This is a genomic window from Natrinema caseinilyticum (assembly GCF_024227435.1).
GTDB lineage: Archaea > Halobacteriota > Halobacteria > Halobacteriales > Natrialbaceae > Natrinema > Natrinema caseinilyticum.
Map to the genome: position 1 here is coordinate 3,699,229 of NZ_CP100445.1, position 23,043 is coordinate 3,722,271.

Annotated in this window: 24 protein-coding genes and 1 pseudogene; 10 read left to right on the forward strand and 15 right to left on the reverse strand. The window is 63.3% G+C overall.

All coding sequences use genetic code 11. The annotated features are described in order from the left end of the window. The first annotated feature begins 1 nt into the window (after window position 1). Genes NJT13_RS18215 through NJT13_RS18235 form a run of 5 tightly spaced genes read left to right on the forward strand, consistent with a single transcriptional unit; the run spans window position 2 to window position 2,888 of the window. Complete coding sequence (locus NJT13_RS18215) at window positions 2-547, forward strand: DUF7287 family protein (RefSeq protein ID WP_254523233.1); 546 nt, start codon at window positions 2-4, stop codon at window positions 545-547. Window positions 548-551: 4 nt separating this feature from the next. Further along, window positions 552-1,184: a DUF7288 family protein gene (locus NJT13_RS18220; protein ID WP_254523234.1), complete on the forward strand. Its 633-nt coding sequence runs from the start codon at window positions 552-554 to the stop codon at window positions 1,182-1,184. Further along, on the forward strand, window positions 1,178-1,621 hold the full coding sequence (locus NJT13_RS18225; RefSeq protein WP_254523235.1) for a hypothetical protein: 444 nt from the start codon (window positions 1,178-1,180) through the stop codon (window positions 1,619-1,621). Before NJT13_RS18220 ends, NJT13_RS18225 begins: the two co-directional genes overlap by 7 nt. Before the next feature lie 2 nt (window positions 1,622-1,623). Further along, window positions 1,624-2,109 (forward strand): DUF7266 family protein, encoded by a 486-nt coding sequence (locus NJT13_RS18230; protein ID WP_254523236.1) that lies wholly within the window; start codon window positions 1,624-1,626, stop codon window positions 2,107-2,109. Between the two features lie 23 nt (window positions 2,110-2,132). Next, window positions 2,133-2,888, forward strand: coding sequence for a DUF7289 family protein (locus NJT13_RS18235; RefSeq protein ID WP_425499819.1), 756 nt, complete (start codon window positions 2,133-2,135; stop codon window positions 2,886-2,888). Window positions 2,889-2,946: 58 nt separating this feature from the next. On the opposite strand, the gene NJT13_RS18240 is transcribed toward NJT13_RS18235, so the two are convergent. The 9 genes from NJT13_RS18240 to NJT13_RS18280 form a co-directional block, all read right to left on the reverse strand. After that, entirely contained in the window at window positions 2,947-4,329 is a 1,383-nt protein-coding gene (locus NJT13_RS18240) for a hypothetical protein (RefSeq protein WP_425499769.1), read from the reverse strand. Between the two features lie 122 nt (window positions 4,330-4,451). Further along, the gene (locus tag NJT13_RS18245) at window positions 4,452-5,381 is read right to left on the reverse strand and encodes a CheR family methyltransferase (RefSeq protein WP_254523238.1); all 930 of its coding nucleotides are present in this window, start codon (window positions 5,379-5,381) and stop codon (window positions 4,452-4,454) included. Continuing rightward, a complete protein-coding gene (locus NJT13_RS18250; RefSeq protein ID WP_254523239.1) occupies window positions 5,378-5,893 on the reverse strand; it encodes a chemotaxis protein CheD in 516 nt (171 codons plus the stop codon). The genes NJT13_RS18245 and NJT13_RS18250 overlap by 4 nt, the downstream gene beginning before the upstream one ends. Beyond that, entirely contained in the window at window positions 5,890-7,158 is a 1,269-nt protein-coding gene (locus NJT13_RS18255; protein ID WP_254523240.1) for a chemotaxis protein CheC, read from the reverse strand. The genes NJT13_RS18250 and NJT13_RS18255 overlap by 4 nt, the downstream gene beginning before the upstream one ends. Next, window positions 7,155-7,760, reverse strand: coding sequence for a chemotaxis protein CheC (locus NJT13_RS18260; protein WP_254523241.1), 606 nt, complete (start codon window positions 7,758-7,760; stop codon window positions 7,155-7,157). Before NJT13_RS18260 ends, NJT13_RS18255 begins: the two co-directional genes overlap by 4 nt. Before the next feature lie 34 nt (window positions 7,761-7,794). Beyond that, on the reverse strand, window positions 7,795-11,928 hold the full coding sequence (locus NJT13_RS18265; RefSeq protein WP_254523242.1) for an Hpt domain-containing protein: 4,134 nt from the start codon (window positions 11,926-11,928) through the stop codon (window positions 7,795-7,797). Beyond that, window positions 11,921-13,168, reverse strand: coding sequence for a chemotaxis-specific protein-glutamate methyltransferase CheB (gene cheB, locus NJT13_RS18270; RefSeq protein WP_254523243.1), 1,248 nt, complete (start codon window positions 13,166-13,168; stop codon window positions 11,921-11,923). Before cheB ends, NJT13_RS18265 begins: the two co-directional genes overlap by 8 nt. Further along, window positions 13,165-13,527, reverse strand: coding sequence for a chemotaxis protein CheY (gene cheY / locus NJT13_RS18275; RefSeq protein WP_254523244.1), 363 nt, complete (start codon window positions 13,525-13,527; stop codon window positions 13,165-13,167). Before cheY ends, cheB begins: the two co-directional genes overlap by 4 nt. Before the next feature lie 137 nt (window positions 13,528-13,664). Next, on the reverse strand, window positions 13,665-14,432 hold the full coding sequence (locus NJT13_RS18280) for a chemotaxis protein CheW (RefSeq protein ID WP_254523245.1): 768 nt from the start codon (window positions 14,430-14,432) through the stop codon (window positions 13,665-13,667). A 372-nt stretch (window positions 14,433-14,804) separates the two neighbouring features. On the opposite strand from NJT13_RS18280, the gene NJT13_RS18285 reads away from it, so the two are divergent. Next, window positions 14,805-15,173, forward strand: a complete 369-nt coding sequence (locus NJT13_RS18285) for a chemotaxis protein CheW (protein ID WP_254523246.1) — start codon at window positions 14,805-14,807, stop codon at window positions 15,171-15,173. An 87-nt stretch (window positions 15,174-15,260) separates the two neighbouring features. Here the strand turns inward: NJT13_RS18285 and NJT13_RS18290 are convergent, their stop codons facing one another. From NJT13_RS18290 to tfe, 3 genes are read right to left on the reverse strand one after another with little or no spacing between them, the layout of a single operon-like run. Continuing rightward, window positions 15,261-16,040 carry a DUF5803 family protein gene (locus NJT13_RS18290; RefSeq protein WP_254523247.1) on the reverse strand — a complete coding sequence of 260 codons (780 nt, stop codon included), beginning with the start codon at window positions 16,038-16,040 and terminating at the stop codon, window positions 15,261-15,263. Window position 16,041: 1 nt separating this feature from the next. Beyond that, window positions 16,042-16,743 carry a DUF2110 family protein gene (locus NJT13_RS18295; protein WP_254523248.1) on the reverse strand — a complete coding sequence of 234 codons (702 nt, stop codon included), beginning with the start codon at window positions 16,741-16,743 and terminating at the stop codon, window positions 16,042-16,044. Then, entirely contained in the window at window positions 16,743-17,267 is a 525-nt protein-coding gene (gene tfe, locus NJT13_RS18300; protein ID WP_254523249.1) for a transcription factor E, read from the reverse strand. Before tfe ends, NJT13_RS18295 begins: the two co-directional genes overlap by 1 nt. A gap of 146 nt (window positions 17,268-17,413) precedes the next feature. Here tfe and NJT13_RS18305 point away from each other — a divergent pair. Beyond that, a pseudogene (locus tag NJT13_RS18305) lies at window positions 17,414-18,400 on the forward strand (MBL fold metallo-hydrolase); the annotation flags it as partial. Between the two features lie 116 nt (window positions 18,401-18,516). On the opposite strand, the gene NJT13_RS18310 reads toward NJT13_RS18305, so the two are convergent. After that, window positions 18,517-20,094, reverse strand: coding sequence for a class I adenylate-forming enzyme family protein (locus NJT13_RS18310; RefSeq protein ID WP_254523250.1), 1,578 nt, complete (start codon window positions 20,092-20,094; stop codon window positions 18,517-18,519). 180 nt (window positions 20,095-20,274) lie between these two features. Here NJT13_RS18310 and NJT13_RS18315 point away from each other — a divergent pair, with 180 nt between their 5' ends. Beyond that, a complete protein-coding gene (locus NJT13_RS18315; protein WP_254523251.1) occupies window positions 20,275-20,928 on the forward strand; it encodes a hypothetical protein in 654 nt (217 codons plus the stop codon). 100 nt (window positions 20,929-21,028) lie between these two features. On the opposite strand, the gene NJT13_RS18320 is transcribed toward NJT13_RS18315, so the two are convergent. After that, a complete protein-coding gene (locus tag NJT13_RS18320; protein WP_254523252.1) occupies window positions 21,029-21,583 on the reverse strand; it encodes a tRNA (cytidine(56)-2'-O)-methyltransferase in 555 nt (184 codons plus the stop codon). A gap of 102 nt (window positions 21,584-21,685) precedes the next feature. Here NJT13_RS18320 and NJT13_RS18325 point away from each other — a divergent pair, with 102 nt between their 5' ends. Beyond that, window positions 21,686-22,162, forward strand: a complete 477-nt coding sequence (locus NJT13_RS18325) for a cupin domain-containing protein (RefSeq protein ID WP_254523253.1) — start codon at window positions 21,686-21,688, stop codon at window positions 22,160-22,162. Window positions 22,163-22,284: 122 nt separating this feature from the next. Then, window positions 22,285-22,506: a DUF8119 family protein gene (locus NJT13_RS18330; RefSeq protein WP_254523254.1), complete on the forward strand. Its 222-nt coding sequence runs from the start codon at window positions 22,285-22,287 to the stop codon at window positions 22,504-22,506. Window positions 22,507-22,583: 77 nt separating this feature from the next. Here the strand turns inward: NJT13_RS18330 and NJT13_RS18335 are convergent, their stop codons facing one another. Next, a complete protein-coding gene (locus NJT13_RS18335) occupies window positions 22,584-23,042 on the reverse strand; it encodes a universal stress protein (RefSeq protein WP_254523255.1) in 459 nt (152 codons plus the stop codon). Window position 23,043: the final 1 nt, after the last annotated feature.

A 23,043-nucleotide genomic window follows, 5' to 3' on the forward strand; every position in this document is an offset into this window, starting at 1 on the left:
GATGTGTCGGGAACGAACACACGGTCGGGATCGGAGGCGGACGGCCGACCAGCGCCACGCGACGGTCTCGATATCGCTGGGCGATCGGGGACAGACGACGCAGGATTTCGCCATCGGGATCGGCATATTCCTCCTCGCGATCGCGTTCGTCTTCTCGTTTCTCCCATCGGTCATCACGCCGTTCGACTCCGGGGTCGACGGGGCTGAGACGGCACAGGCGGATCGGATCGCGGACCTGGTGGTCCACAACCTGTCGACGTCGACTGGGACGGCTAATCAGATCAACGAAACCGATTTCACCGCCAGATATTCGAACCCGAACCTGAGCGCGGAACTCGGACTTCGGGCGAGTGACAGCGACGATGTCGTGTACGACCGCGTGAACGTGACGGTCGAAACGTTTCAGGGAGCGGCCGTCGACACTACCACGCTGTCGGGCGGCGATGCGTACGAGAACGAATCGGCAGCGAGCGCCGCACGAATCGTCACACTGGAAAATTCGAGCAAGTGCGATCCCGCCTGCAGGCTCGTCGTGAGGGTCTGGTGATAGCATGATCGGTTCATCCACTCGAGGGCCCGACAGTGACCGCGGGCAGGCCTACACGCTCGAGGGATTCATCGGTGCCATGGTCGTTCTGATGGCTGTATTGTTCGCGCTGCAGTCGGTCGTTCTGACACCGACGACGGGTGGGCTGGCGGATCGAACGGTTCAGGTCCAGATCCAACAGGAAGCACAGGACGCGCTGATCGTCTCGAGTCGAGGGGGGAATCTCTCCGAAACCGTTCGGAACTGGGACGGCGAGGGTGGGTTCGCGAACGCAGATGGGCCGCCTGCGCCCGGTGAGGACAATCAGACGTACTCCGTGACGACGTTCGGTAACGAATCCGAACTCGGTGATATATTGGAACAGCGATTCGCCAGCAACGGGTGGAGTTACAACGTCCAGTTGCATCCCGAGACGGGCGATCGGAAGACGCTGGTGTATCAGGGGAGTCCACCCTCGAGCGCGTTGACGGCGAGTTACACCGTCACGCTGTACGACAACCAGACGATCACGTCGGACGGCGATTCGCGGACGCTCGAAGCGGCAGCGGACTCCGACGACGAAACCATCCCACACCGGGGAAGCAGCGATGAAACGCCGATTTACAACGTCGTGGAAGTACGGGTGATACTATGGTGACCGGGCACACGGAGCGCGCACAGGTGATCCTCATCGGCGCGATCGCGCTCGCGTTCATCATCCTCGTCGTCGTCGTCGTCTTCAACGGCGTTCTCTACACCGAGACGCTGTCCTCGGGGGGGACGAGTCAGAGTGCGAGCAACGCCCACGTGGTCGAATACGAAGTCGAGCAAAGCGTCGGGTGTCTCCTCGAGAACGTCGACGAGGAATCGAGCGCTACCGGGACCACGTTAGCGGACTACGCGGAGGAAAATATCACGGCACTCAGCAATTCCTACCGGAACACGACGCTCGAGTCGACGGCGACGGCTGTGACGATCAGCACGAACGACGTCTCGAAAAGCGGGGGAACGCTCGAGGCGAACATCACGATCGCGTACGACTCGGCCGGTATCAGTTCCGAACGAACGCGAACCGTCGAAGCGGGGTGTCTCTGATCGTGTCACCCATCGAGCGACGCGACGGACGGGATCGCGCGGTCTCGATTTCGATCACGCACGTCCTGACGGTCGGCATTACGACGATCCTCATCGCCATCCTGTTGACCAGCGCCGGGACCATGCTCGACTCGGAGACGGACCGCAGCGCCGACTCTTCGCTCGAGACGATCGGCGAGCGACTGGCAGACGAAATCGGGAACGCGGACCAGATCGGGGCGCGGACGACGGACAACGCGACGATCAGGACCGATCATCCACGGACGGTCGCAAACGCCAGGTACACGGTCGAGTTACTCGAGGACTGTGATGCGCCGCTGCTCGACGGGAACACGGACTGTGTGAAGCTTTCGGCACACAATGCCGATGCCGTCGCCTACGTACCGATCAAAACCGACGCGACGATAGTCGAGAGTTCGACGGCCGGCGGAACGATCGCGATCGTCTACGAGAACGGAGAGATATCGATCGAGGACGGGAACGCATGAGACGGACACGACCACGAACGGAGATGCGACGTCGGACCGACGACCGTGCTGTATCGGATATGATCGCGTTCATACTCGTCTTCGCGACGATCATCGGATCCGTTGCGATCCTGTCGACGGTCGGGTTTCAGGCGATGGCCGACTACCAGGAAGGCGAGCAGTTGCGTAACGCCGAACGGGCGATGGAGGCGCTCGCGGTCAACTTCAACTCTGTCATGCGACACGATGGCATCGATCAACAATACGGCGAGTTGACGCTCCGAGAAGGGCGAGTGTCGACCGGGTCGGACGGGACGAATCTCACGATTCTCCTCGACGGCAATCCGAGTCCCGTCGCCCCCGTCGAACTCGGCGAGTTCACGTATCAAGCCGGTTCCGATACCATCGCCTACGAAGGCGGCGGCGTCGTTCGTGCCGACGAAACCGGCAGCGCGGTCGTCAAACAGCCACACGTGACCTGCCACCCGGAGACTGAGACGGTCGTCATCTCGCTGACCGAGGTCGAACCCACGAGTCGGGGGTCGATCCAGAGCACCGATGGTCTCGGACTCACGATGACGGAGCGGAGTCGAAAAACGCACTTCGAGGACGGGATCACCAACGTCTCGATACGGATTGACACGCCCTACGAGCGGGCGTGGAACGCGTCGCTCGAGCGGTCCGGCTGGGAAACGTCGGGGTCGGCAGGCGCGGATATACTCGCCACCTGTGAAGACAGCGGCGGCAATCCGGTGAACGACGTCGTGATTACGGTCGTCGAGACGGACGTCGAATACTGAGCCTGCGTGGATCGTCGATCACTCGGTCGTGGCTTTCGACGATAGTGTCTCAGGGTCGCTAGTCCCAGTCTCCCGTTATCATCGCGCGCAATCCCGCTCGGGCGGTCAGTGCTTCGACGCGTCCGGCTCTGTCGTCGGCGTCGCCAGTGGTATCGAGGTAGTGTCCGTTCGAGAGTCGCTGCGGTTCGGCCATCGGCGTTCCGTCGGCGTGTGCTGGTTCGGCGTTCAACACCGTTCCGTCGCCGTCGTCCGGGCCCCAGGGGACGTCGACGCCGGCGATCCCTCGCTTGAGGAGATACTCTGCGGCCTCGACGAGCGCCCCTCGAGATGTCGAGTGGCCGATCGCACCGATCGAGCCGCGATCGTTGAAGAAGCGAACCACGTACTCCCCACCCGCCTCACCGTCGCCGTTCCTCGTTCCGTTACCACCCGTCTCACCGTCCGTCGACTCGCCGTCCGTCACTTCGCCTTCACCCGTTTCGTTTCGCCCCTCGGAATCGGTCCCGCCGGGGACGCCGGTCGAACCGGCGTTTCGATCGCCGGCGTCCGACTGTCGGTTCGTCTCGGGTGGACTCCGACTGCCAGATTCCTGGCGTGAATTGATGTCCGTCCTCGAGTCCGTCCGATCCGCGCGGTCCAGCGAGTCCGACTGTTCGTCGGTTCCGTGACTCTCGTCGCGGTTCTGGTCGTCACCGAACGCATCGGAACGTGCCGTCGGTTCGTCGCCGGCCGCCCGTGACTCGCCGGGATCCGTTATTTCTGATTCGCTGAACTCGATCGCCACGTCCCCGTCGGAATCCGGTCGCCCCGACTCGTCGGCAGCGAACGTGACGACGAGCCGGTCGAAAAACCGGTCGACTGCGGATTCGAGCTCGTCGGCGGAGACCGGTCCCTGGACGGTTGCAGCAGTGAGCCGGTCGACGATCGACTCGACGAGTCGCGTCCGTTCCACGGCGAGCTGTCTGGCGACGTGGGTTCGGTCGTGGCACTCGAGACGTAGACTGCAGGCGTCACGGGAGTAGGGTGCGATCGCCGAAGACGAGTCGGCGAGTTCGGTGACCCTGAGGGCGTGGTACTCGACGTCGGTCGTCCCCGACAACAGCAGGTACTCCCGGCCATTGGTGTAGATCGCGCGATCGACGCCCGTCCATGCCATCGTTTGTCGAAGCTGGTTCGCTCGAGACTCCCGAAGCGGATCACCGTACGCCTCGACGGCCACGAACAGCGCTGGGACCGCATCGACCGTCGGGACGTACTCGAGACGGATCCCGTCTACGGTGCGGTCCAGGAGGCACGCGTCGGCCCGGGTGTCCCAGCCCAGCGCCTGGAGGAACGGTTCGACGAGCAGCGTTCGCGTCTCGGGTACGTCTGTCGGCGGCGAGGAATCGACGAGCGCCGCGGCGCGGACGACGAACGGTCGGAGGTCGAGCGATGCCATCATCGGACGTATAGCGCCGGACTAGTATGTAACATCCGGTCGTCCCCAGTCGCACGAACTGGAACCCCGTCGGTACCGGGCGTGGTTCGGGTCTCCCGACGGATCGGTTCGGAGATGCGGCTCCCTCAGGGCTCGATGTTCGAATTCGCACGCCGGTTGGGACGTCCGACGCTCGTTCTCGCGGGGTCTCGCTGATAGATACGCAGACGGGCTTCGCGAACGGCGAACGACGACTGGAGGTTCGGCGGAATCGTTTCGGCCTTCCCGATAACGAGGTACCCCTCCGGACGAAGCGACCGGGCTATCGTTTCGAGCATCGACTCCTTGTACGCGTTGTCGATGTAGATAAACAGGTTGCGACAGACGACGAGATCGAAACCCGACTTCGGCTCGTCGTTGATCAGGTCGTGTCGCTGGAATCGGACGTTTTGTTTCACGCCGTTGCCGATCCGGTACGTCCGGCCATCGACGTCGACGTATCGGGTGTAGTCGTCGAGAAATGAGAGCTGATCGTCGAGATCGACGGTCCGAGACTCCTCGTAGACGCCCGCTCGAGCCGTCTCGAGTGCCGGCGTACTGATATCGGTTCCGAGGATGTACACCTTCGATTCGTCGATCTCCGGGTCGTCGCGGGCGAGCATCGACAGCGAGTAGGGTTCCCGGCCGTCAGCACAGGCCGCGCTCCACACCCGGACGGTCGGATAGTTCTCGGAGAGCCGACGGAGCACGACGCGAATTCCCGACCAGACGTCGGGGTTGCGAAAGAACCCCGTGACGTTGATACTCATTGCCTCGAGCAGCGCGTCCTGTTCGTCAGGATCGGTCCGCAGTATTTCGAAATAGGCGTCGTACGTGTCACTCTGGGTGCGGCGCATCCGGGAGGAGACGCGTCTGTCGAGGTAACTGTCGTTGTAGTGGCTCGTTGCAAAGGATAGTTCGTCCTCGACGAACGCGAGGAGATCCCCGAACGCGTCGGCGCTGCCTCGTTCGTTACCGTTGCTCCCGTCCGCATCGTCTCGAGGGAGTCCGGCGTCGCCATCGGTGCCTCCGATCACAGCTCTGTCACTCCGGTTTCGCCGTTCGAGGTCTTCACGACGAGCTTTCCGGTTCCGGGTGTGAACTCGACGGTCCGGCCGTGATCGCCGCCGACGTCCTCCGCCTCGAGCGGGACGCCGAGTTTCTCGAGTTCATCTTTTGCAGCGGCGATGTTTCGCTGTCCGACGCCGTCACCGAAGCTTTCGAACTCGAACATATCGCTGCCGCCGGTGATCTTCGCTTCGACAGTGGTGTAGTTGGCACCTTGCTCGACCATTCGTCGGAGGAGCGCTCGGATCGCCGTGTCGGCGTACTTTCCGGGTTTGCGATCGCTGTTGTCCGCGGCATCGCCGTCGGGCAACATGACGTGTGCGAGGCCCCCAATCTCGGAGTTCGGATCGTACAGTGCGATGGCGAGACACGAGCCGAGCCCGTAGGACTTGAGCGTGTCGTCACCTTCGCTGACGACCAGTTCGGAGATACCGACCTGGACGGGCGTTGGTGCGCCTGGTTCAGTACCGTAAGTTTTCATGTGGTATCGACTTCCTGGAACTCTGCCGTCGTCGGCGTCTCTTCGATCCGATCGACGTCGAGGTCGTTCAGCGCGCGCTCGAGGTCCGATTCGTCGGGAATCGCGTACACCTCACAATCGAACTCGCGGCCGTCGGCCACGACGACCGTATCGAAGATGAACGCGAAGTCCTGATTTTCGCCGAGTTGAATAATGACTGGATCGACGGCTGCGGCGCCGATGTCGTGGATGAATTCCGGCGTCGAATGGTCGATCGTCGTATCCAGGACGTTCGCCCACCCGTCGAGAAATCCGCTGGCCATGATGTTACCCAGTTCCGTGATCGCGCTCGTCCCCATCTCGCCGAAGCCGTCTTCGTCGACTTCCATCGGAACCATCGCGTCGACGATTTCGTGAGCCGATTCCTCGTCGAACAAGAAGAGGAGATAGCCGCTCGGCATTCCGTCGAATTCGAAGGCGACCCCGACGAGCTTCTCGTTCGCTACCTGCTCCGGGATCGCCTCGAGCGAGACGAAGTTCAGTCGCCGGATCTCGACGCTGGTATCGATTCCGGTCAGCGTGGTCGCGGTCTTGGCTACCTCTTCGGCGCCGCGCTCGGCCATCCGATCGAAGCCGTCGAGTTTGTCGTACTCGATGCCGTCGCTGGTTCGCAGTCGCTCCAGAAGCGTCGACATCGACTCGCGTTTCGGGAAGAGATAGTGGCTGAAGCCCACTTCCGTGCCGACGGTTTCGATCCGGCTCTGAAACAGCAAGGCGAGGTCGTCGTCGGCCGGCGCCTCGTCGATGTCGCCGAAAAATGGCTCGGCGGATTCGCCCTCGACGAACTCGGGCGTCGACACGTCGATGACCGCCTCGAGCACGTCGGCCCAGCCGTCGATGAACCCGCTGTTCATGATGTGACCGACTTCGGTCGCGGCGCTTTTCGTCATCTCGTCGAACTCGTCGATCTCGCCGATGTGGGTCTCGACGTCCGCATCCGGACTCGCCCCGGCGAGTAGTGTCTCGACGACCCTGAGCGCGTTTTCGCGCTCGAAGACGACGACCGAGTAGCCCTCGATCGCGCCGGTCAGTTTGACCCGAACGCCGACTTTCTCGACCGAATCCTCGAAGTCGTGGCTGATCTCCTGGCCCCGCATGAAGTTGAGTTTCGTTACGCCCACCTGCGTTTCGACGCCCAGCATGTGGGTGAGTCGGCCCGCCGCGAGCCCGGCGCCCTCTCGAGCCATCCGGTAGAACGTGCCGAGTGCGTTGACGTCGAGTTTCATGCGGGTTGGACTTCGATGCCGTTGACCATTTCCACGAACTCTTCTAAGTCCGGGAAGGCGTAAATCTCGGCTTCGATCTGGTAACTCGGCACGGACAGATCCGAATCGAAGAACAGCGCGAGGTCATCGCCGCCCAGACTGGCCGTCCGAGTAACGATGTCCCCGGTCGGCGCGTAGACGAGCTGTGGCGCAGCGATATCGATCGCCCGCCCGAGGACGTCGGCCCAGCCGTCGATGAACCCGCTGGCCATCATGTTCCCCATCTCCTCGACTGCGCTTCGGGCCATCTTGCCGGAGACGTCGCCCATGTCGTCGACGACATCGCGCAGCATGATCGCGGTGATTTTCTTGGCGCTCGCTTCGGGGAACAGGATGAGGATGTGTCCGTGTGGTGGATCGAGGAGTCGAACACGGACGCCGACCCGCTTCCCGCCGTCGAGTTGGGACTCGATGTCCTCGACGTCGATGAAGTTGGTCTTGGTCACCTCCATGTGGGAGTCTTGCCCGGTCAGTTTACTCATGTTGTCGGCGACGCCGTTCGTCCCGACCTTCGCCATTTCGTTTATAAAGCTCAACTTTCGAATGTCGACCATCATCGTCATAGGTTCCTCCGTCGGTGTTGGTGTTCGCGTTCGTTCATAGTGTCGTCACGTCCAGTATGTTGACTACTTCCCCTCGTCCCCGAACCGTTGCCCCGCTGAGACCCGGAATGTCGCTCATGAATCCCTCGTAGGGTTTGACGACGACCTCCTGTTGGCCGTGGATGTGATCGCAGTGCAGGGCCACTTCCCGGACCTCTCCGCGGATTCGGACGACCATTCCCTCGCCGTTCACACCCGCCCTCGGCGTCTCGAGGACGTCGGCCAGCTTGACGACGCGGTAATCGCCGTCGTCGCCCGGGAGGACGGATTCGCCGCCCGCCGTCTCGAGCGACGCGGCGGACTCGATGTCGCGGATCGCTTTCGTCGGAACGCCGAACTCCTCGCCGCCGCTTTCGACGAACAGAATCTCGTCGATCGCGACCGATACAGGGAGCTGCATCGTGACGGTCGTCCCTTCGCCCGGTTCACTGTCGATCGAAACCGACCCGTCGAGATCTTCGATCGTCCGTTTGACGACGTCCATTCCGACGCCGCGACCGCTCACGTCGGTCACTTCGCTGGCGGTCGTAAGACCGGAGTGGAAGATGAGTTCGTACACGTCCTCGTCGGACAGCGTGTCCGCTTCGTCCTCCTCGATTATGTCGGCCGCCACGGCTTCGGTTCGAAGCCTGTCGGGATCGAGTCCACACCCGTCGTCTATGACGGTAATGGTCGCACGGTCGCGTGACCGTTCCGCGTGGACTTCGACCGTCCCTTCCCGAGGTTTGTCCGCGTCCTCGCGCACTTCGGGTGGCTCTATCCCGTGGTCCACAGCGTTACGCACCAGGTGGATGAGCGGATCGCCGATTCGATCGAGAATACTCCGGTCGAGTTCGACGTCTTCGCCGACCATTTCGAAGGTGGCCTCCTTGTCCTGTTCGCGGGCGATATCGCGGACGACTCGCGGGAGACGGTTCGTCACCGTCCGCAACGGAACCAGTCGAATGTTCATGACCGTCTCCTGGAGATCCGTCGTCAGTTCCGACAGCGAATCGAGTTCCGCCTCGAGCGCCGCATCGTCGTCATCTGCCTCAGCCGCGTGTCGAAGGCGGACGCGACTCGTCACCAGGCCCTCGACGAGCGTCAGCAGCGAGTCGATCTGGTCGACGTCGACCCGGACTGATTGAATCTCGCCGGTTTCCGCCTCGGCGTCGGGCCGGTCTGTCGCCTCCGGGACTGAGAGATCCGGAATCGGCAGTTCGGGTTCCTCGACGATTCGAACGACGTCGTCTTCGGAATCGTCGTCTGCGCCGACCGTATCGTCGCCGAACGAGGCTTCAGACGAGGGACTCGAGTCCCCCTCGACGCTCGAATCTGCCGTCGGCGAATCGAATCCGCCCCTCCCGACGTCGAACTCTTCGGTTCCAGCGAATGCCTCGTCGTCGAGTTGTTCGTCGAAGGGATCGTCGAAACCGGTCTCGAAGCCCTCGTCCACCGTCTCCGTCTCGGAATCGGCCGTACTCGCCGACGGTTCGTCCACTGCGTCGTCGAAACCGCCACTGGACTCGTCGTCGAAGCCGTCGCCAGACCCGTCGTCGTCATCGAAGCCGTCGCCGGACCCGTCGTCGAATCCGTCACCGGACACATCGTCGAGGCCGTCGCCGGACACGTCGTCGAAGCCGGCGCCGGATACGTCGTCGAGGCCGTCGTCGAATCCGTCACTGGACTCGTCGTCGAAGCCGGCGATGCCGTCGTCTTCCGCGTCGAAGGCTTCTGTATCGTCCGCCGAGGTCTCGGCTGTGCCCGCAGCGGGTGTCGTCGGATCGAACTCACCTTCGGTATCCGACCCGAACGCTTCGCTGGTCGTCCCTTCGTCAGACTCCGACCGGCTTTCCGAATCGACCGTCTCGAGGTCGCTCTCGTCACCGGCTTCGAAGGGGTCGGCAGCCTCGTCGACTGCGCCGAATTCGGCAGCGTCGTCGCTCGGTTCGGCTTCGGCGGTTTCCGACTGGACGCCGTACTCGGTCGAATCCGCGCCGACGCCGTCGCCGGCACCAGTTTCGTCGAATCCGTCGTCGAACCCGTCGTCGTCGAACCCGTCGTCGTCGAATCCGTCGTCGAACCCGTCGTCGTCGAACCCGTCGTCGTCGAATCCGTCGTCGAACCCGTCGTCGTCGAATCCGTCGTCGAATCCGTCGTCGAACCCGTCGTCGAATCCGTCGTCGAACCCGTCGTCGAACCCGTCGTCGAACCCGTCGTCACCTGAAATCTCATCGCCGTCATCGCCGATACCAGTCTCGGCGTCGAACCCTCCATCGTCGGTTTCAGTGTCGCCCGCGATCGTCTCGTCGACATCTCCGATCGTCTCCGTGTCCGTGACATCCACAGACGCACCGTCGGCGTCGGTCTCATCTGTCACTCCGTCGTCGACGACAGCCTCCTCGGGTTCGTCCGAATCGGCGATATCGTCGCCTGCAACACGCTCGATCGTCTCGTCTTCGTCCGGTGCATCGGTCGCTTCATCGGTCGGACCGACGGAGTCGGCATCTGACACGACTGGCTCGTCCGGTGAATCGGTCGACGGTGTCGCATCGATGGAATCGTCGCCCGCAGCTGTCTCGATTCCGTTGGTCTCGACCACAGCCTCGACGTCGTCGGTATCCGAAGCCTGGGTTACATCGATGTCGCCCGCTGTCGGCTCGTATGCGCTTTCGGCATCGACGAGACCGTCGTCCTCGTCGCTCGCTGCAACGGTATCGGTACCACCGCCTTCGTCGTCACCGTCCACATCGACCGCACCCGCACTGCCCTCGTCGATCACGTCTGCGCCGTCCTCGTCATCATCCGTCGTATCAGTCGTGACGTCGTCGATGGCGCCCACTGACGGGTCAGTTTCGTCGAGGAACGAGTCGTCCTCGACGTCGTCGCCGAGGAGTTCGTCCATATCGACCTCCTCTTCGTCGTCGAACTCGTCGAACTCGAGTTCCGCGAGTTCGTCTTGCAGCTCGTCGAAGCCGACCATCTCGACTTCGTCCTTCAATTCGTTGAAAACCGCGCTTGCGTCGTCGACCTGGTCGTCCGGTTCGGACGCTGTACCGTCGTCCGCCGTGGCCCCGTCTTCGGGACCCGATTCGGAACCGGGTGCAGTAGTCGTCTCCGATTCGGACGCCGTCTCATCGTCTCCCTCGTCGATGGTGCTCGCCGGCGGTTCACCCGGCCCGGACTCGAGGTCGGCGGCCCCTTCGTCTTCCAGCAACTCGTCGAACGAGCCGGCATCGCCCATGTCGTCGAACGCCGACAGTTCGTCTTCGTCGACGTCTTTGACCATCTCGTCCAGGTCGTCGAACTCGGAAAACTCGTCGAGGAGGTCGTCGACGTTGAGATCCTGGGCCTCCTCGGACGTCATCTCCTCACTGGGCACTGCTTCGGCCGCGCGCGGTTCTGCGCCCGGTTCGTCGTCGCCCTCCAACCGATCGGTGACGTCGACGATCTCGAACTCGTCGACTTCCTCGACCGGATCGAGACCCGACGAGATAGCGGCCTTGCCCACAGCGGTTGCGAAGACGGCGTCGAAGCGGCCGTCGTAGTCGGCGGCCGCGATCCGTTCCTGGGGCGGATCAGTGCCGATCAGATCGAACGCGTCGATCAACGCGTCGACAACCAGTTTTCCGTTGTTGACGCCCGCTTCCTCCGCGATCGCCAACCGAGCGAGATAGACGTCGTGGCCATCGTCGATCGGCGGATCGAACCGCGAGCACACGTCGTCGATCTCGTCGGCCGACGGCGCGACGAGTCCGGTCGTCTCCTCAGTCGTATCTGTCTCGAGGTGATCTCGAAGGGCGGTTATCGTCGCCGACGGATCGGTCTCGACCGTGCCGGTGCGGGCGACCTCGTCGATCATCGTCTCGAGTTCGTCGACGGCGTCGAAAATGACGTCCATCAACTCCGGTGTGACGTCGAGTTCGTCGGCGCGGACGGCGTCCAACAGATCCTCGATCGCGTGAGCGAGATCGCTCGCCGACTGGAGGCCCATCGCACCGCAGTTCCCCTTGAGGGTGTGTGCGACCCGGAAAATATTTTCCATGGCCTCCTCGTCGTTCGGATTGCGCTCGAGCGTGAGCAAATCGTTGTTCAGTTCCGTAATCCGTTCTTCGCTCTCCTGAACGAAATCTGTCAGATAATCAGTCATCGTTCTCACCGTCCGTCGTGAACGCATCGACGATCGCATCGACGATGCCGTTTGCGGGCGCGACTCGATCGACACAGCCCGTATCGATTGCCTGACAGGGGATGCCAAAGACCGGACTCGTTGCCTCATCCTGTGCGATCGTCCGCCCGCCAGCGGCCTTGATCGCCTCGATGCCGGCTGCGCCGTCGCGACCCATACCGGTCAAAACGACGCCACAGAGTGCGTCCGAAACCCGCTCGGCTGCGCTGGTCATCGTGACGTCGATCGCCGGCCGCACGCCGTGGATCCGGTCGCCCTCGTCGAGTCGGAGGCGTAGCGCCCCTCCGACGTTGCTTGCCACCTCGAGGTGGGAGTGGCCCGGCGCGACCGCCGCCTCGCCAGACGTGAGTCGCTGTCGGTCCGTCGCTTCGCTGACGTCGTACGTGCTCAACGAATCGAGACGGTCGGCCAACCGCGACGTAAACTCCGGAGGCATGTGCTGGACGACCAACACCTTGGCCTCGAGGTCGGTCGGCAGCCGTTCGAACACTCGCTCGACGATCTTCGGGCCGCCGGTCGATGCGCCGATGATCACCGTCGGTGCGTCCGCGCGGTCGTCACCGACCGTGATCGGGGGCGCGGGTTCGCCGGATTCGAATCCGGATTCGATTTCGGGACGCGCGTCCGGCCCGGTCGTTTTGCTGTCGCACGTGGGATGGGCGTCGGACCCGCCACCGGCGACGGCATTACCGATTTCCGTTTCGGTGCCAGCCCCTGTCCCGGCAGTTGACGTTCGTCCGGTACGACTCGCGGTACCCGTCCTCGTCGCGTAGGCGGTCGCGGACGCACGAGCGAGCGCGACGGAAGAAATCTGTGCCTCCGCGAGCTCGTCGACTGTCTCGACGACTTCGTCGGTGAGATGCGCGATGTTGCGCGAATCGGAGCCGTCCGGCTTGTGAATAAAATCTACAGCCCCTCGTTCCAGGGCGTCGAACGTCGCCTCGGCGCCGCGTTCGGTGTGGACGCTGAGCATGAGAAGGATGGTCGGGTTCGTCGCCATAATCCGTTCGACGGCGTCGATCCCGTCCATTTCCGGCATTTCGACGTCCATCGTCACGACGTCCGGATCGAACGTGGCGGCGAGTTCGACCCCTTCGGATCCGTTCGCAGCTGTTTCGACCTCGTACCCGGCTTCGGTGAGCGCGTTGCCGATGACTGTCCGCATAAACCTCGAGTCGTCGACAACGAGTACTCGCGTCATGCCGCAACGACGTCTGAAAGGGCCTTTCTGACGCTGGGTTCCTCGAACGGCTTCGTGACGTAACCGTCCGCGCCAGCCTTCACGGCGAGTTTCATTTTCTCACGCTGTCCGACACTCGTACACATGATGACGCGGGAGTCCGGGTCGATCTTCTTGATCGCCGCGGTCGCCTTGATGCCGTTACACTTCGGCATCACGATGTCCATCATGACGATATCGGGATCGTGTTCTTTGTACAATTTTACGGCTTCTGCTCCGTTAGACGCCTCTCCGAGGATGCGGTAATCCTGCTCCAGGATCTGACGAAGTAGGTTCCGCATAAAATGAGAGTCGTCCACGATGAGCACCCCTGTCGACATTCAGTAGTACACCAAACTCTGGTAGAGATACAACTACCATAAATGCTGTCTCTCGATTATCAGACATGATAACCGTCGAATATGCCCCGGAAACCCGCTCGCAACGCCTGTTCGTAATCTGGTCGACCGGACGACTCTCAGGCGTGACCCGAGGCCAGCAACAATCGATCGACGTCGATCAGCGCAGTCGCTTCCACGACGATTTCCTGCGGCGAGTCGTCCGCCGGTTCGTCGTCCACCTCCGGTTCGATCTCGAACGTCTCGCCCATCGGTTCGCCGAACCTGCCGGCCGTCTCGCGGACCGACGTCATCGCCGTCGAGACGCCGATTCCAGTCCCGACACCGGTGTCCGACTCGAGTCGCTCTTCCTCCGGTCCGTCGGCCACCATGTCACTAACGTCGATCCGCTGCTCCCGTTCTTGCGTCACGAGCGCGACGACGAGGGGGTGTTCCAGTGCGTCACCGGCAAATTCGCTGCTCTCGATCCCGTCGCTGTCGATCACGTCGCTTTCGGGAACCGTTTCGACACCGACGACTTCGTCGACCCGGATCGCGGCCGATTGCTGGTCGCCCGGCCGGTCGAGGACGAGCAGTCGTTCCTTCTCCGACCTGGGTTCGTCCACCGGAAAGTGAACGCGCGTGTCGACCACCGCAGTTATTTCCCCTCGGAGGTCCATCAGTCCCTCGATCGCGGGGGGCGACCGCGGGACTCGAGTCAACGACGTCGGCGGTTCCGTAATCGTGCTGACCGCGTCGACTGGAAGTGCGAGTCGGTGATCGCCGATGCGGACGAAGACGAATTGAACGAGATCCTCACGCTCGCGTTCCCCACCGACCTCGTCGCGGGTCCGTTCGGCGCCGTCGATATCGATTCCAAGGAGCTTTTCAGAGAGATCCGGTGCCATGATCCTAGTAGTATATCAGGTTCCAACAATAAAACGTTGACTCCCGCGTGAACGTTCACGTTTCCAATATGCGATCCGCGGCCAACCCGCTCGATCGGGGCCGGGGAACTCCTTCTCGGTTAGTCTCTTCGTGGGGAGGCAAAGCGGATTGCGCCTCGGTGTGGAGAGACGAAGCGGATACGGGCCCCAATCAGGGCCGAGTCGGCGCGACAGTGGCCATCGAACGAGCGACGAACGAAAGCCACACGGCGATGGTACGCGAGGCGAATCCGAGGCGGTGGCCGGCCCCTGTACGCGCTCCGCTATCGTTCGATGCAGGCGACTTGTCCGATACAGAAGACTTATTCTCCGTGTCGCCAGTCATCGCAGCGAATGGAATCGGCTTCGGACCACGGCACCAGTATCCACGACGAGCGCGCCACCGTTCTCACGTTCGACCTCGAAGAGAGACGATACTGCGTCGAGGCCGCGTCGGTCGTCTCCGTGCTCGGTATCGCGGACGAAACGTTGCTTTCGGGTACGGGGGACCCGTGGAACGCCGGGACGCTCACCGTCGCCGGTGAGCGTGTCAGGGTCGTCGATCTGCCGCGGGTGTTCGGGTCTTCGCGTCGGACGGCGGATCGGGTCACGGATCCGAACCTGCTCGTTCTCGACGTCCCGAACGACGAAGACTGGTATTACGGCTGGCTGATCGACGACTCGGAGACGGTCTGGCTCAACGAGCAGGCGATGCACGACTGACAGTCAGTCGACGTCGGAGGGCGCGTTCGACGGCGACCGAGTTGCCGAAATACACGGAAAACGCCTCGCCCGGTAGGGGAGCGGCTATTACCGCAGTCCCGGCGGCGGCCCGCCGTCGGAATCGTCGTCGATATCGACGTCGACGCCGTGCTCCTCGCGCTGCCGTTGCAGTCGTTTGACCTGCCGGTAGTAGTATGCGATCCCGACGCCGCCGAGCAAGAGCGCACCGCCGATCAACCCGAGAAACAGCGGGATATCACGAGCCAGGTAGTACCGAACCGAGATCGTACTGTCCGCCTCTACGTCGTCCCAGACGAGTCGCTCCTGGCCGTCGACGATCTCGCGTTCGTAACCGCCCGGTGAGACGTCCCCGAACATGAAGTTCGACGTTCGGTGCCCGTCCGGGATCGTCACCTGGTACGATCCCGCGACGAATGCCGGCAGGCTGAACGTTTTTCGGCCGGCTTCCCCGGAGAACGCGATCGTTCCGTTTTCGTCGGGCACCGTCACCGTGGTGGCCGAGCGTCCCTGCTCGACCTCGAGTTCCGAGCCCGTTACCTCGGTGCCGTTCGGATACCAGTAGCGGACGCTGTGGATCTGCAGCGGTTCGTCCCGATAGATCGTCGATCTCGAGAGCGACAGTTCTTTCGTCCCGTTGAGGTCGTAGACCGCCCGGTACTCGCCGCCGCGTATCAGGTTTCCATCGTCGATATCGATCCTCACGTCCGCGTCGCTCTCGCGGAGGTCGCTGTAATCCTGTTCCCGGTCGAGTTGCTCGTCCGAAACGCCGCCGAGGAACGACGAACACCCCGCTCCCATCGTGAGCAAGGCAACCGCGATCACGGCCCACACGAGTCGACGATTCATACTATGGCACGACACACCGGAGTTCGGCGGGAAGGTACTCGCCGACGCTGGCCAGCAGGCCGGGTGGGTCGGTATCCTCTGTACAGATCACGCTCTGCTCGAGCAGTCCGAGCCGTTCGACGGTGACGTAGTCCTGTGCGTGGCCCGCGCGGTTGAGCGTGGCTCGCACTTCCGCACGGGTGCCGCTGTTGACGTTGAGTCGACCGGCCCCGCGGGTCCACTCGTAGAGCCGGTCCCGTTCGGCGTCCGCGAGCCGCGATGGGGTGGCGTCGTTTCCGTCGGCGCCCGTGTCGTCCTCGCCACCGTATACGAACTGCAACGGCACGTGTTGGACGAGCCCGTACCGCTCGCGGATTTGCGTCGCCGACCCGGGACCGAGTCCGAGTTCGTCGGTCGGGATTCGGACCGCCTGCCCGGCATCGAGAACGAACCCCGCATCGTCCCAGGACTCGAGGGTTCCGACGTAAGTCTCTCCGACCTCGAGATCGGGTACGATCTCGCCGAATTCCTCGCGAAGGACGTTGCGAGCGACGGTGGCGTCGTCGCCCTCGATCGTCACGGACGGAAAGTCGTCGTGGCGCACGCCGAGTTCGAACTCGACGTCGAGGTCGTCGATCTGGTTGCCGACCAGCGAGCGCAGAGAGTCGAGCGCCCGCTCGCGGGCGTCCCCCTCCACGTACAGCTTGGTTGCGAGTACGACCATCAGGCGTCGGCGTCGATGTTGAGTTCGTCCTCGAGGGCGTCGAGGCGGTCGTCCATCGAAGTGACGAGACGGTTGTTGTCCATGGATTCGAGCGGCGAACCGCATTCGGGACATTCGAACCCGAAGTCCATCGCTTCGCCGAACTCGAACCGGATCGAGCAGATTTCACAGAGGTAGAACTCGTGATTCCGCTCGTACTCCCGTCGGTCCTCGAGTGCCTCGTGGAGGCGGTACATCTCCTCCTCTAAGTTCTCCGGAATGTTGTCGTACTCGAAGGTCCACAGGTAGGTCAACCACCCCGAATCCTCGTCGCGCAGCCGCCGATAGCTGGCGAGATCGTTCTCGTAGAGTATAAACAGCGCCCGCCGTACGTCGTTCAACTCGAGGTCGAGTTCCTCCGCGAGCTCCTCGTCGGTTACCTCCCCGTCCGGGGGTGCCGCCGCGACGGGCATCCCCTTGGGACCGACCAGCTCGTGCAAATATTTCTGGATCACCGGGTCCTCGAGCAGGTCCTCAAAAGCCATTACCTATGCGTAACGCCATGTCGCCATTAAGTCTTTTGAGACGTCGAACGGGTCGGGAATCGGCTCGCATCAGCGTTCGCCGACACCGCGGCCGGCGAAACCTGCAGACGCGACGTTTATGCCGCTGGGTCGCAGTCCTCTGGACGATGACGACCGACACCTCCTGTCGCACCGTTCCGCCCGACCGGGCGCTCTCGCGAATTCATCGACTCGAATTCGACGTTCCGTGGCCGCCGAAACACGTCGCGGCGTACTTGCTCGAGGGGCCGGAGTCGATCCTGATCGACGCGGGTGCGCCGGGCGAGGCGGGCCAGTCGGAATTGCTCGACGGGCTGGCGGAAATCGATCGGGACCCGGCCGACGTCGATCACGTCCTCGTCACCCACGTCCACAGCGATCACATCGGTCAACTGCCCGTCCTCAGGGAGGCCGGCGCCACGGTTCACGTCCCGAAGGCGTCGATTCCGAGACTCGAACGGGATCTCGAGGCGGTACGAGCCACTGTCCTGGACGAGACGAGAGCGGTGGGCTATCACGGTGAGGAGCTCGCCGAGATCGTCGACGAAGAGATCGATTCGATCCGTCGGGCTCGGCGGCTGGTCGATCCCGACACCGCCCGGCCGGTCGATCCGAGCGGACCGATTACCGTCGGCGAGCGCGAGTTCACCGCCTTCGAGACGCCCGGACACGAGATCGATCACCGCTGCTACCAGACGACGATCGAGGACACGACGGTCCTCTTCGCCGGTGACGCGCTCATCGAACCGTTTCGAGCCGGCGCCTTCCAGGTCGACTTCGAACGAGGTGCCGCCGACGCTGTCGACGAGTACTACGCGGCCATGGATCGGCTGACCGAGACGACTGCAACCCACGTCTTCCCCGGCCACGGGCCCGCGTTCGAGGGGCCACAGCGGATCGTACAGAAGACGCGCGATCGGCTCGACGAACTGCTGGCGGAGACGCGGGAGGCGACCGCGGCGATCGAACCTGCGACGGCGCTCGCGATCACCGAACAGCGAACCGGCAGCATTCGCTATCATGCCCCGGTCCTCGACACGATCGGTGCTCTCGGCTCGCTCGTGGACCGCGGGGCGCTCACGTTCGAGACGGAAGACGGTGTTCGATACTACGAGACATCGGAGGCGAGACGAACGATCGGAGACGGTGGAACGTCGGAAGTGAACGGAACGGTCGGAGACGGTCGAAGCGGGAAACGGGAGGCGGATCCGCGTCAGTCAGTTCGTTTCGGTCAGTTCGCGTCGTCCTCGAGTCTGTACTTCTGGACTTTCCCCGACGTCGTCCGGGGGAGTTCGTCGATGAACTCGATTTCGCGGGGGTGTTTATATCCCGCGACTTCGTCGAGACAGAACTCCTTGATCTCCTCGGCCGTGACGTCCGCCCCGGGTTCGACGCCGGATGCGGGGACGACGAACGCTTTCGGGACCTCGTTGCGCCGTTCGTCGGGGATACCGACGATGGCCGCGTCCGCGACGGCCTCGTGCTCGAGCAGGAGGTTCTCGAGTTCACTGGGGTAGACGTTGTACCCGGCCGTGACGATGACGTGTTTCTTTCGGTCGACGATCTCGTAGTAGTTGTTGCCGTCGCGGCGGGCGATGTCGCCGGTCCGGAAGTAGCCGTTTTCGGTGAAGGCGTCGTCGGTCGCGTCGGGGAGTTGGTGGTAGCCCTTCATCACGTGAGGGCCGCGGACGAGGAGTTCACCGTCCTCGCCGGGCGCGACCTCGGCACCCGAATCGTCGACGATCTTGCAGTCGGTCATCCGGAGCGGCTGTCCGATCGTCCCGTGTTTCAGGCCGAACGTCGACCCCATCTGCGTGTGGGTCGCGCCGTGGGTTTCCGTCAGTCCGTACCCCTCCGAGATGTCGACGCCCGCGGTTTCCTCGAATCGCTCCTGGACCGCCGTCGAGAGCTTCGCGCCGCCTTCGGAGGCGGACTCGAGGCTGCTCAAATCGTACTCGCCGAAGTCGTCGGCTTCGACCATGTCGGCGTACATCGTCGTCACGCCGACGAAGTGCGTGATCTCCTCGTCCTCGATGAGTTGCATACACGCCTGGGCGTCCCACTCGAGCGCGCTGCGGAAGTAGAGCCGGCCGCCGCCGACCAGCGGCTGGAGGGCGGTGTGGGTGAAGCCGGTGATGTGGTACAGCGGGAGCCAGGTGAGGCTGCGCACGTCCTCGGGTTCGACGTCGACGTTCGACGCGGTCAGCGGCCACATCAACTGGGCTCTCGTGTTCTCGTGGGTGAGCTGGACGCCTTTCGGATCGCCGGTCGTTCCGGAGGTGTAGGGCAACAGGGCCACGTCGTCGTCGTCGCGCTCGACCAGCGCCGGCTCGCCGCGCAATTCCTCGAACGCGTGGTCGTCCGGATCGCGATCCCAGTCCTCGCTCCGGATGGTGATCACGTCGGGGTCCATCCCGGCGTCCGCGGTCGCCTGGTCGACGATCGGTCGCAGCGCCGGATGGGTCACGATCGCACCCGCGTCCGTGTCCTCGAGCTGGTAAGCCACCTCGCGGCGCTTGTACTGCGGGTTGACCGGCGAGATCACGACGCCCGCTTTGAACGCGCCGATCGAGGCGATCAGGTACTGCGGACAGTTCGGCAGAAAAAGCAGCATCCGGTCGCCGGGCTCGAGGCCGAGACCGTGGAGGCTCCCGGCTAACTCGGCGGTCCAGTCTCGTACGTCCGCGTGGGTCCAGCGTCGGCCGTGATGTTCCATCGCCTGTGCGTCACCGTGGTGGGCCGCCGTCTGGTCGAAGAGCTTCGCGACGTTCCCGTCTCGGGCGGATTGCGCTACCGCGTCCAGGTCCATGCATTGTGTTATCGATGGTCATGATATAAAATTATCTTTTCACACGGCCCGCGCCCGAGGGCGAACCGACCGAAGCCGCCGGTACGAGAACGGGTGATCGACGGCGACGATCCGTTCGAGGTTGGAACCCCTTACTCGTCCGTCATATTTAATATCTGCCCCGTCGACGATAAATCCACAGTGTTCGAGATCCGAGACCGGGTGCGCGAACGGCTCGCGGTGCGAGACCTCGCTCCGATCGCGATCCTCGGCGGCGCTCTCTGGCTGTTCGGATTCGAGGACACCGAAATCGGGACGGTCCTGTTTGCGATCGTGTTCGTCCCGCTCGCCGTCGATTGGCTCTCCGACCTGGTGACCGTCGATATCGGCCCGGGCAGTGCCGAATTCCTTCTCGGTGCGCTCGCGGCCACCGCCGGTGTCCGTCAGCTCCGGAACGGCGATGGGTTGATCGGGGTGGCCTTCGTCGCGACGGGCTGTTGGCTCTGTCTGGACGGCATCGACCGGCGGCGACGGGAGAGTGACGACGCATCCTCGGCCGGTACTGGGGACGCGACGAAGGGGGAGGTCCACCTCGCCGGACTCCACAGCCGGTGGCTTCTCGAGGCCCTCCGCGAGGCCGATCGTCCGCTCACAAGGTCCGAAATCTGTGACCGAACGGGACTCATGGAAGACGATTTCGAGCGCCTGCTCGAGATTCACGGCGAGTCGGGCCCGATCGAACGGGTCGGAACCGGATACACGGTCGACGAGAACGAGATCGGAGTCGGCGCGGTCGCCCGGTCGATCAGCAAGCGATTGCTCCGTCCGGTCCCCCTCTTTCGGACGCCCGGCTGAGACGGACTACTGTAAGTCGTTGCCGGTGCAACCGCGACCGTCCTGCGATTGCACCGGGACATCGTTGCACCAGACCGTCTGAATCGTCCGGGCTCGACCCTCACTCCTCGCCGTCGGTTACTGACTCGACGCGTTTGCCCGTCTCCATGGGGATCACGCGCCGATCGGCGTCGGTCCACGTTCGTTCGAGTTCCCGTCCCTCGAACAAGCGGTCGAGAAAGACGGCGAGTCCTGCGACTTCGGAGTGCGGTTGGTTCGTGACGGCGACGTTCCAGTCAGCTTCCTCGTAGACGTCGAACGAGACCTTTTCGGAGCCGACGACCAGCAACAGCGCGTCGTCCTCGTCCGTGTGGGCGGCCCGAATGTCGGCTTCGACGTCCTGGACGCGTTCGCCGTACATCGTGAGGTGGACGACTCGCCCCTCCCAGTTGCGGATGACGCCGTGGGGTGAGTCGGTACATTCGGCCGCGAACGGGCCGCCGAACCGGTCGGTGATGTCAGTCACCGTCTCGAGGGACTGGCCGGCGTTGTCGGGAAAGAGGACGCGGTCGGCACCGAGCGCGCGGGCGGTCAGGCCGACGTGCGTGGTCATCCGCTCGTCCCGACCGGGTCGGTGGCCGAGCCGGAGGACGGCCACCTCGCTATCGTCGTGCATGCTCGAGTCCACTCTCGCGCGGGGTTAGGGGGTTTCGCTTTCCGCCGGTTCCCGAGTGAAACGGTACCGAACCATAATCACTCGAGGCGAACGAGACACCGTATGAAGAAGACGAACGAATCGGCAGTCGAGTGGACGGAGTACGACCGCGAGGAGACAGCATTCCGCCGAAAGGAACTCTCGAGTGCCGTCGACGCCGCGGACCTCGGGTGCAGCCTCTACGAACTTCCGCCGGGAATGCGGTCGTGGCCCTATCACTATCACACGGCGAACGAGGAGGCGATCTACGTGCTCTCGGGCGACGGGAAACTCGAAACCGAGGACGGTCTCGAGGCGCTTTCGGCGGGCGACTACGTGACCCTGCCGGCCGCCGAGAGCGGCGGTCACCGGATCGTCAACGACGGCGACGAGGCGCTTCGGTATCTGGCGATGTCGACGATGAACGAGCCGGACGTCACCGTCTACCCAGAGATGGACAAATTCGGCGTCTTCGTCGGTTCGCCACCGGGCGGCCGCGACGAACGGACCGTCCACGGCTACTACAACATCGACGACGAGACGGCCTACTGGGACGAGTAAGCGGTCGGGAAACGTGACGAAACGCGCTCGAGTGTGCGACCCAGGGCGCCTCCGACAGGCTTTTTCAAGCCCCTGCGAAAGACCCACACAATGGCCGATCTCAGGAGCCGGGTGACGGTTCGATGACGGGAGTTCGCGAGTGGCTCAAGACCGCACGCGAGGAGCGGTGGGGGATACTGACCGATCTGGCGTTCGCGGTCGTCTGGGTGACGACGGTCGATCTCGTCTTCCGCGTCCTCGACGGCCCGACCTGGGCGTATTACATGTTCATGCTCGCGGGAATCGCCGCGTATTTCGGACTCATCTGGAGCTTCAAACTCGCGACCGCCCAGCAAGAACAGTAGCCCAGCACCGCTCGTCGACCGGGCTGGCGCTCGACGGACGACTGTCGCGAAAAATTCGAACCGTCGGCGGCGACCGATCAGTCGTTCTCGACGTCGACCACGAGAACCGGCACGTGGGTCGATCGGAGCGTCCGTTCGGTGACGCTGCCGAGCAGCGCTCGTCTGATCCCCGAGCGGCCGTGCGATCCCATCACGACGAGATCGATATCGCTGTCCTCGATGTAGTTCGCGATTAGCGAGTGGGGTTTGCCCGCCGAAACGTGCTCGACGGTCTCGAGGCCGCGTTCCTCGGCGCGGTCGGCGACGTAGCCGGTCGCCTGATCGGCGTGCTCGCGTACCTCTTCCATCTCACCGTATCGGCCCTGTTCGATGCGGTCGAGTTGTTCGCCGCCGAGGGTGAGACTCATCGAATCCGTATCGACCACGTACAGGGCATGAACGGTCGCCCCGTACTGATCGGCGAGATCGATCGCGTGGTCGACGGCCGCCTCGGCCGTTTCGCTGCCGTCCGTGGGAACGAGTATGTGTTCGTACATT

Bases quoted from the DNA above. Each gene is read 5' to 3' on its own strand.
- NJT13_RS18290 (WP_254523247.1), bottom strand. From the start codon at position 16,040: ATGAATCGTCGACTCGTGTGGGCCGTGATCGCGGTTGCCTTGCTCACG.
- NJT13_RS18310 (WP_254523250.1), bottom strand. From the start codon at position 20,094: ATGGACCTGGACGCGGTAGCGCAATCCGCCCGAGACGGGAACGTCGCG.
- NJT13_RS18215 (WP_254523233.1), top strand. From the start codon at position 2: ATGTGTCGGGAACGAACACACGGTCGGGATCGGAGGCGGACGGCCGAC.
- NJT13_RS18335 (WP_254523255.1), bottom strand. From the start codon at position 23,042: ATGTACGAACACATACTCGTTCCCACGGACGGCAGCGAAACGGCCGAG.
- NJT13_RS18325 (WP_254523253.1), top strand. From the start codon at position 21,686: ATGAAGAAGACGAACGAATCGGCAGTCGAGTGGACGGAGTACGACCGC.
- NJT13_RS18285 (WP_254523246.1), top strand. From the start codon at position 14,805: ATGGAATCGGCTTCGGACCACGGCACCAGTATCCACGACGAGCGCGCC.
- NJT13_RS18240 (WP_425499769.1), bottom strand. From the start codon at position 4,329: ATGATGGCATCGCTCGACCTCCGACCGTTCGTCGTCCGCGCCGCGGCG.
- NJT13_RS18225 (WP_254523235.1), top strand. From the start codon at position 1,178: ATGGTGACCGGGCACACGGAGCGCGCACAGGTGATCCTCATCGGCGCG.
- NJT13_RS18330 (WP_254523254.1), top strand. From the start codon at position 22,285: ATGACGGGAGTTCGCGAGTGGCTCAAGACCGCACGCGAGGAGCGGTGG.
- tfe (WP_254523249.1), bottom strand. From the start codon at position 17,267: ATGGCTTTTGAGGACCTGCTCGAGGACCCGGTGATCCAGAAATATTTG.
- NJT13_RS18220 (WP_254523234.1), top strand. From the start codon at position 552: ATGATCGGTTCATCCACTCGAGGGCCCGACAGTGACCGCGGGCAGGCC.
- NJT13_RS18255 (WP_254523240.1), bottom strand. From the start codon at position 7,158: ATGAAACTCGACGTCAACGCACTCGGCACGTTCTACCGGATGGCTCGA.
- NJT13_RS18250 (WP_254523239.1), bottom strand. From the start codon at position 5,893: ATGAAAACTTACGGTACTGAACCAGGCGCACCAACGCCCGTCCAGGTC.
- cheY (WP_254523244.1), bottom strand. From the start codon at position 13,527: ATGTCGACAGGGGTGCTCATCGTGGACGACTCTCATTTTATGCGGAAC.
- cheB (WP_254523243.1), bottom strand. From the start codon at position 13,168: ATGACGCGAGTACTCGTTGTCGACGACTCGAGGTTTATGCGGACAGTC.
- NJT13_RS18235 (WP_425499819.1), top strand. From the start codon at position 2,133: ATGCGACGTCGGACCGACGACCGTGCTGTATCGGATATGATCGCGTTC.
- NJT13_RS18280 (WP_254523245.1), bottom strand. From the start codon at position 14,432: ATGGCACCGGATCTCTCTGAAAAGCTCCTTGGAATCGATATCGACGGC.
- NJT13_RS18260 (WP_254523241.1), bottom strand. From the start codon at position 7,760: ATGACGATGATGGTCGACATTCGAAAGTTGAGCTTTATAAACGAAATG.
- NJT13_RS18295 (WP_254523248.1), bottom strand. From the start codon at position 16,743: ATGGTCGTACTCGCAACCAAGCTGTACGTGGAGGGGGACGCCCGCGAG.
- NJT13_RS18320 (WP_254523252.1), bottom strand. From the start codon at position 21,583: ATGCACGACGATAGCGAGGTGGCCGTCCTCCGGCTCGGCCACCGACCC.
- NJT13_RS18265 (WP_254523242.1), bottom strand. From the start codon at position 11,928: ATGACTGATTATCTGACAGATTTCGTTCAGGAGAGCGAAGAACGGATT.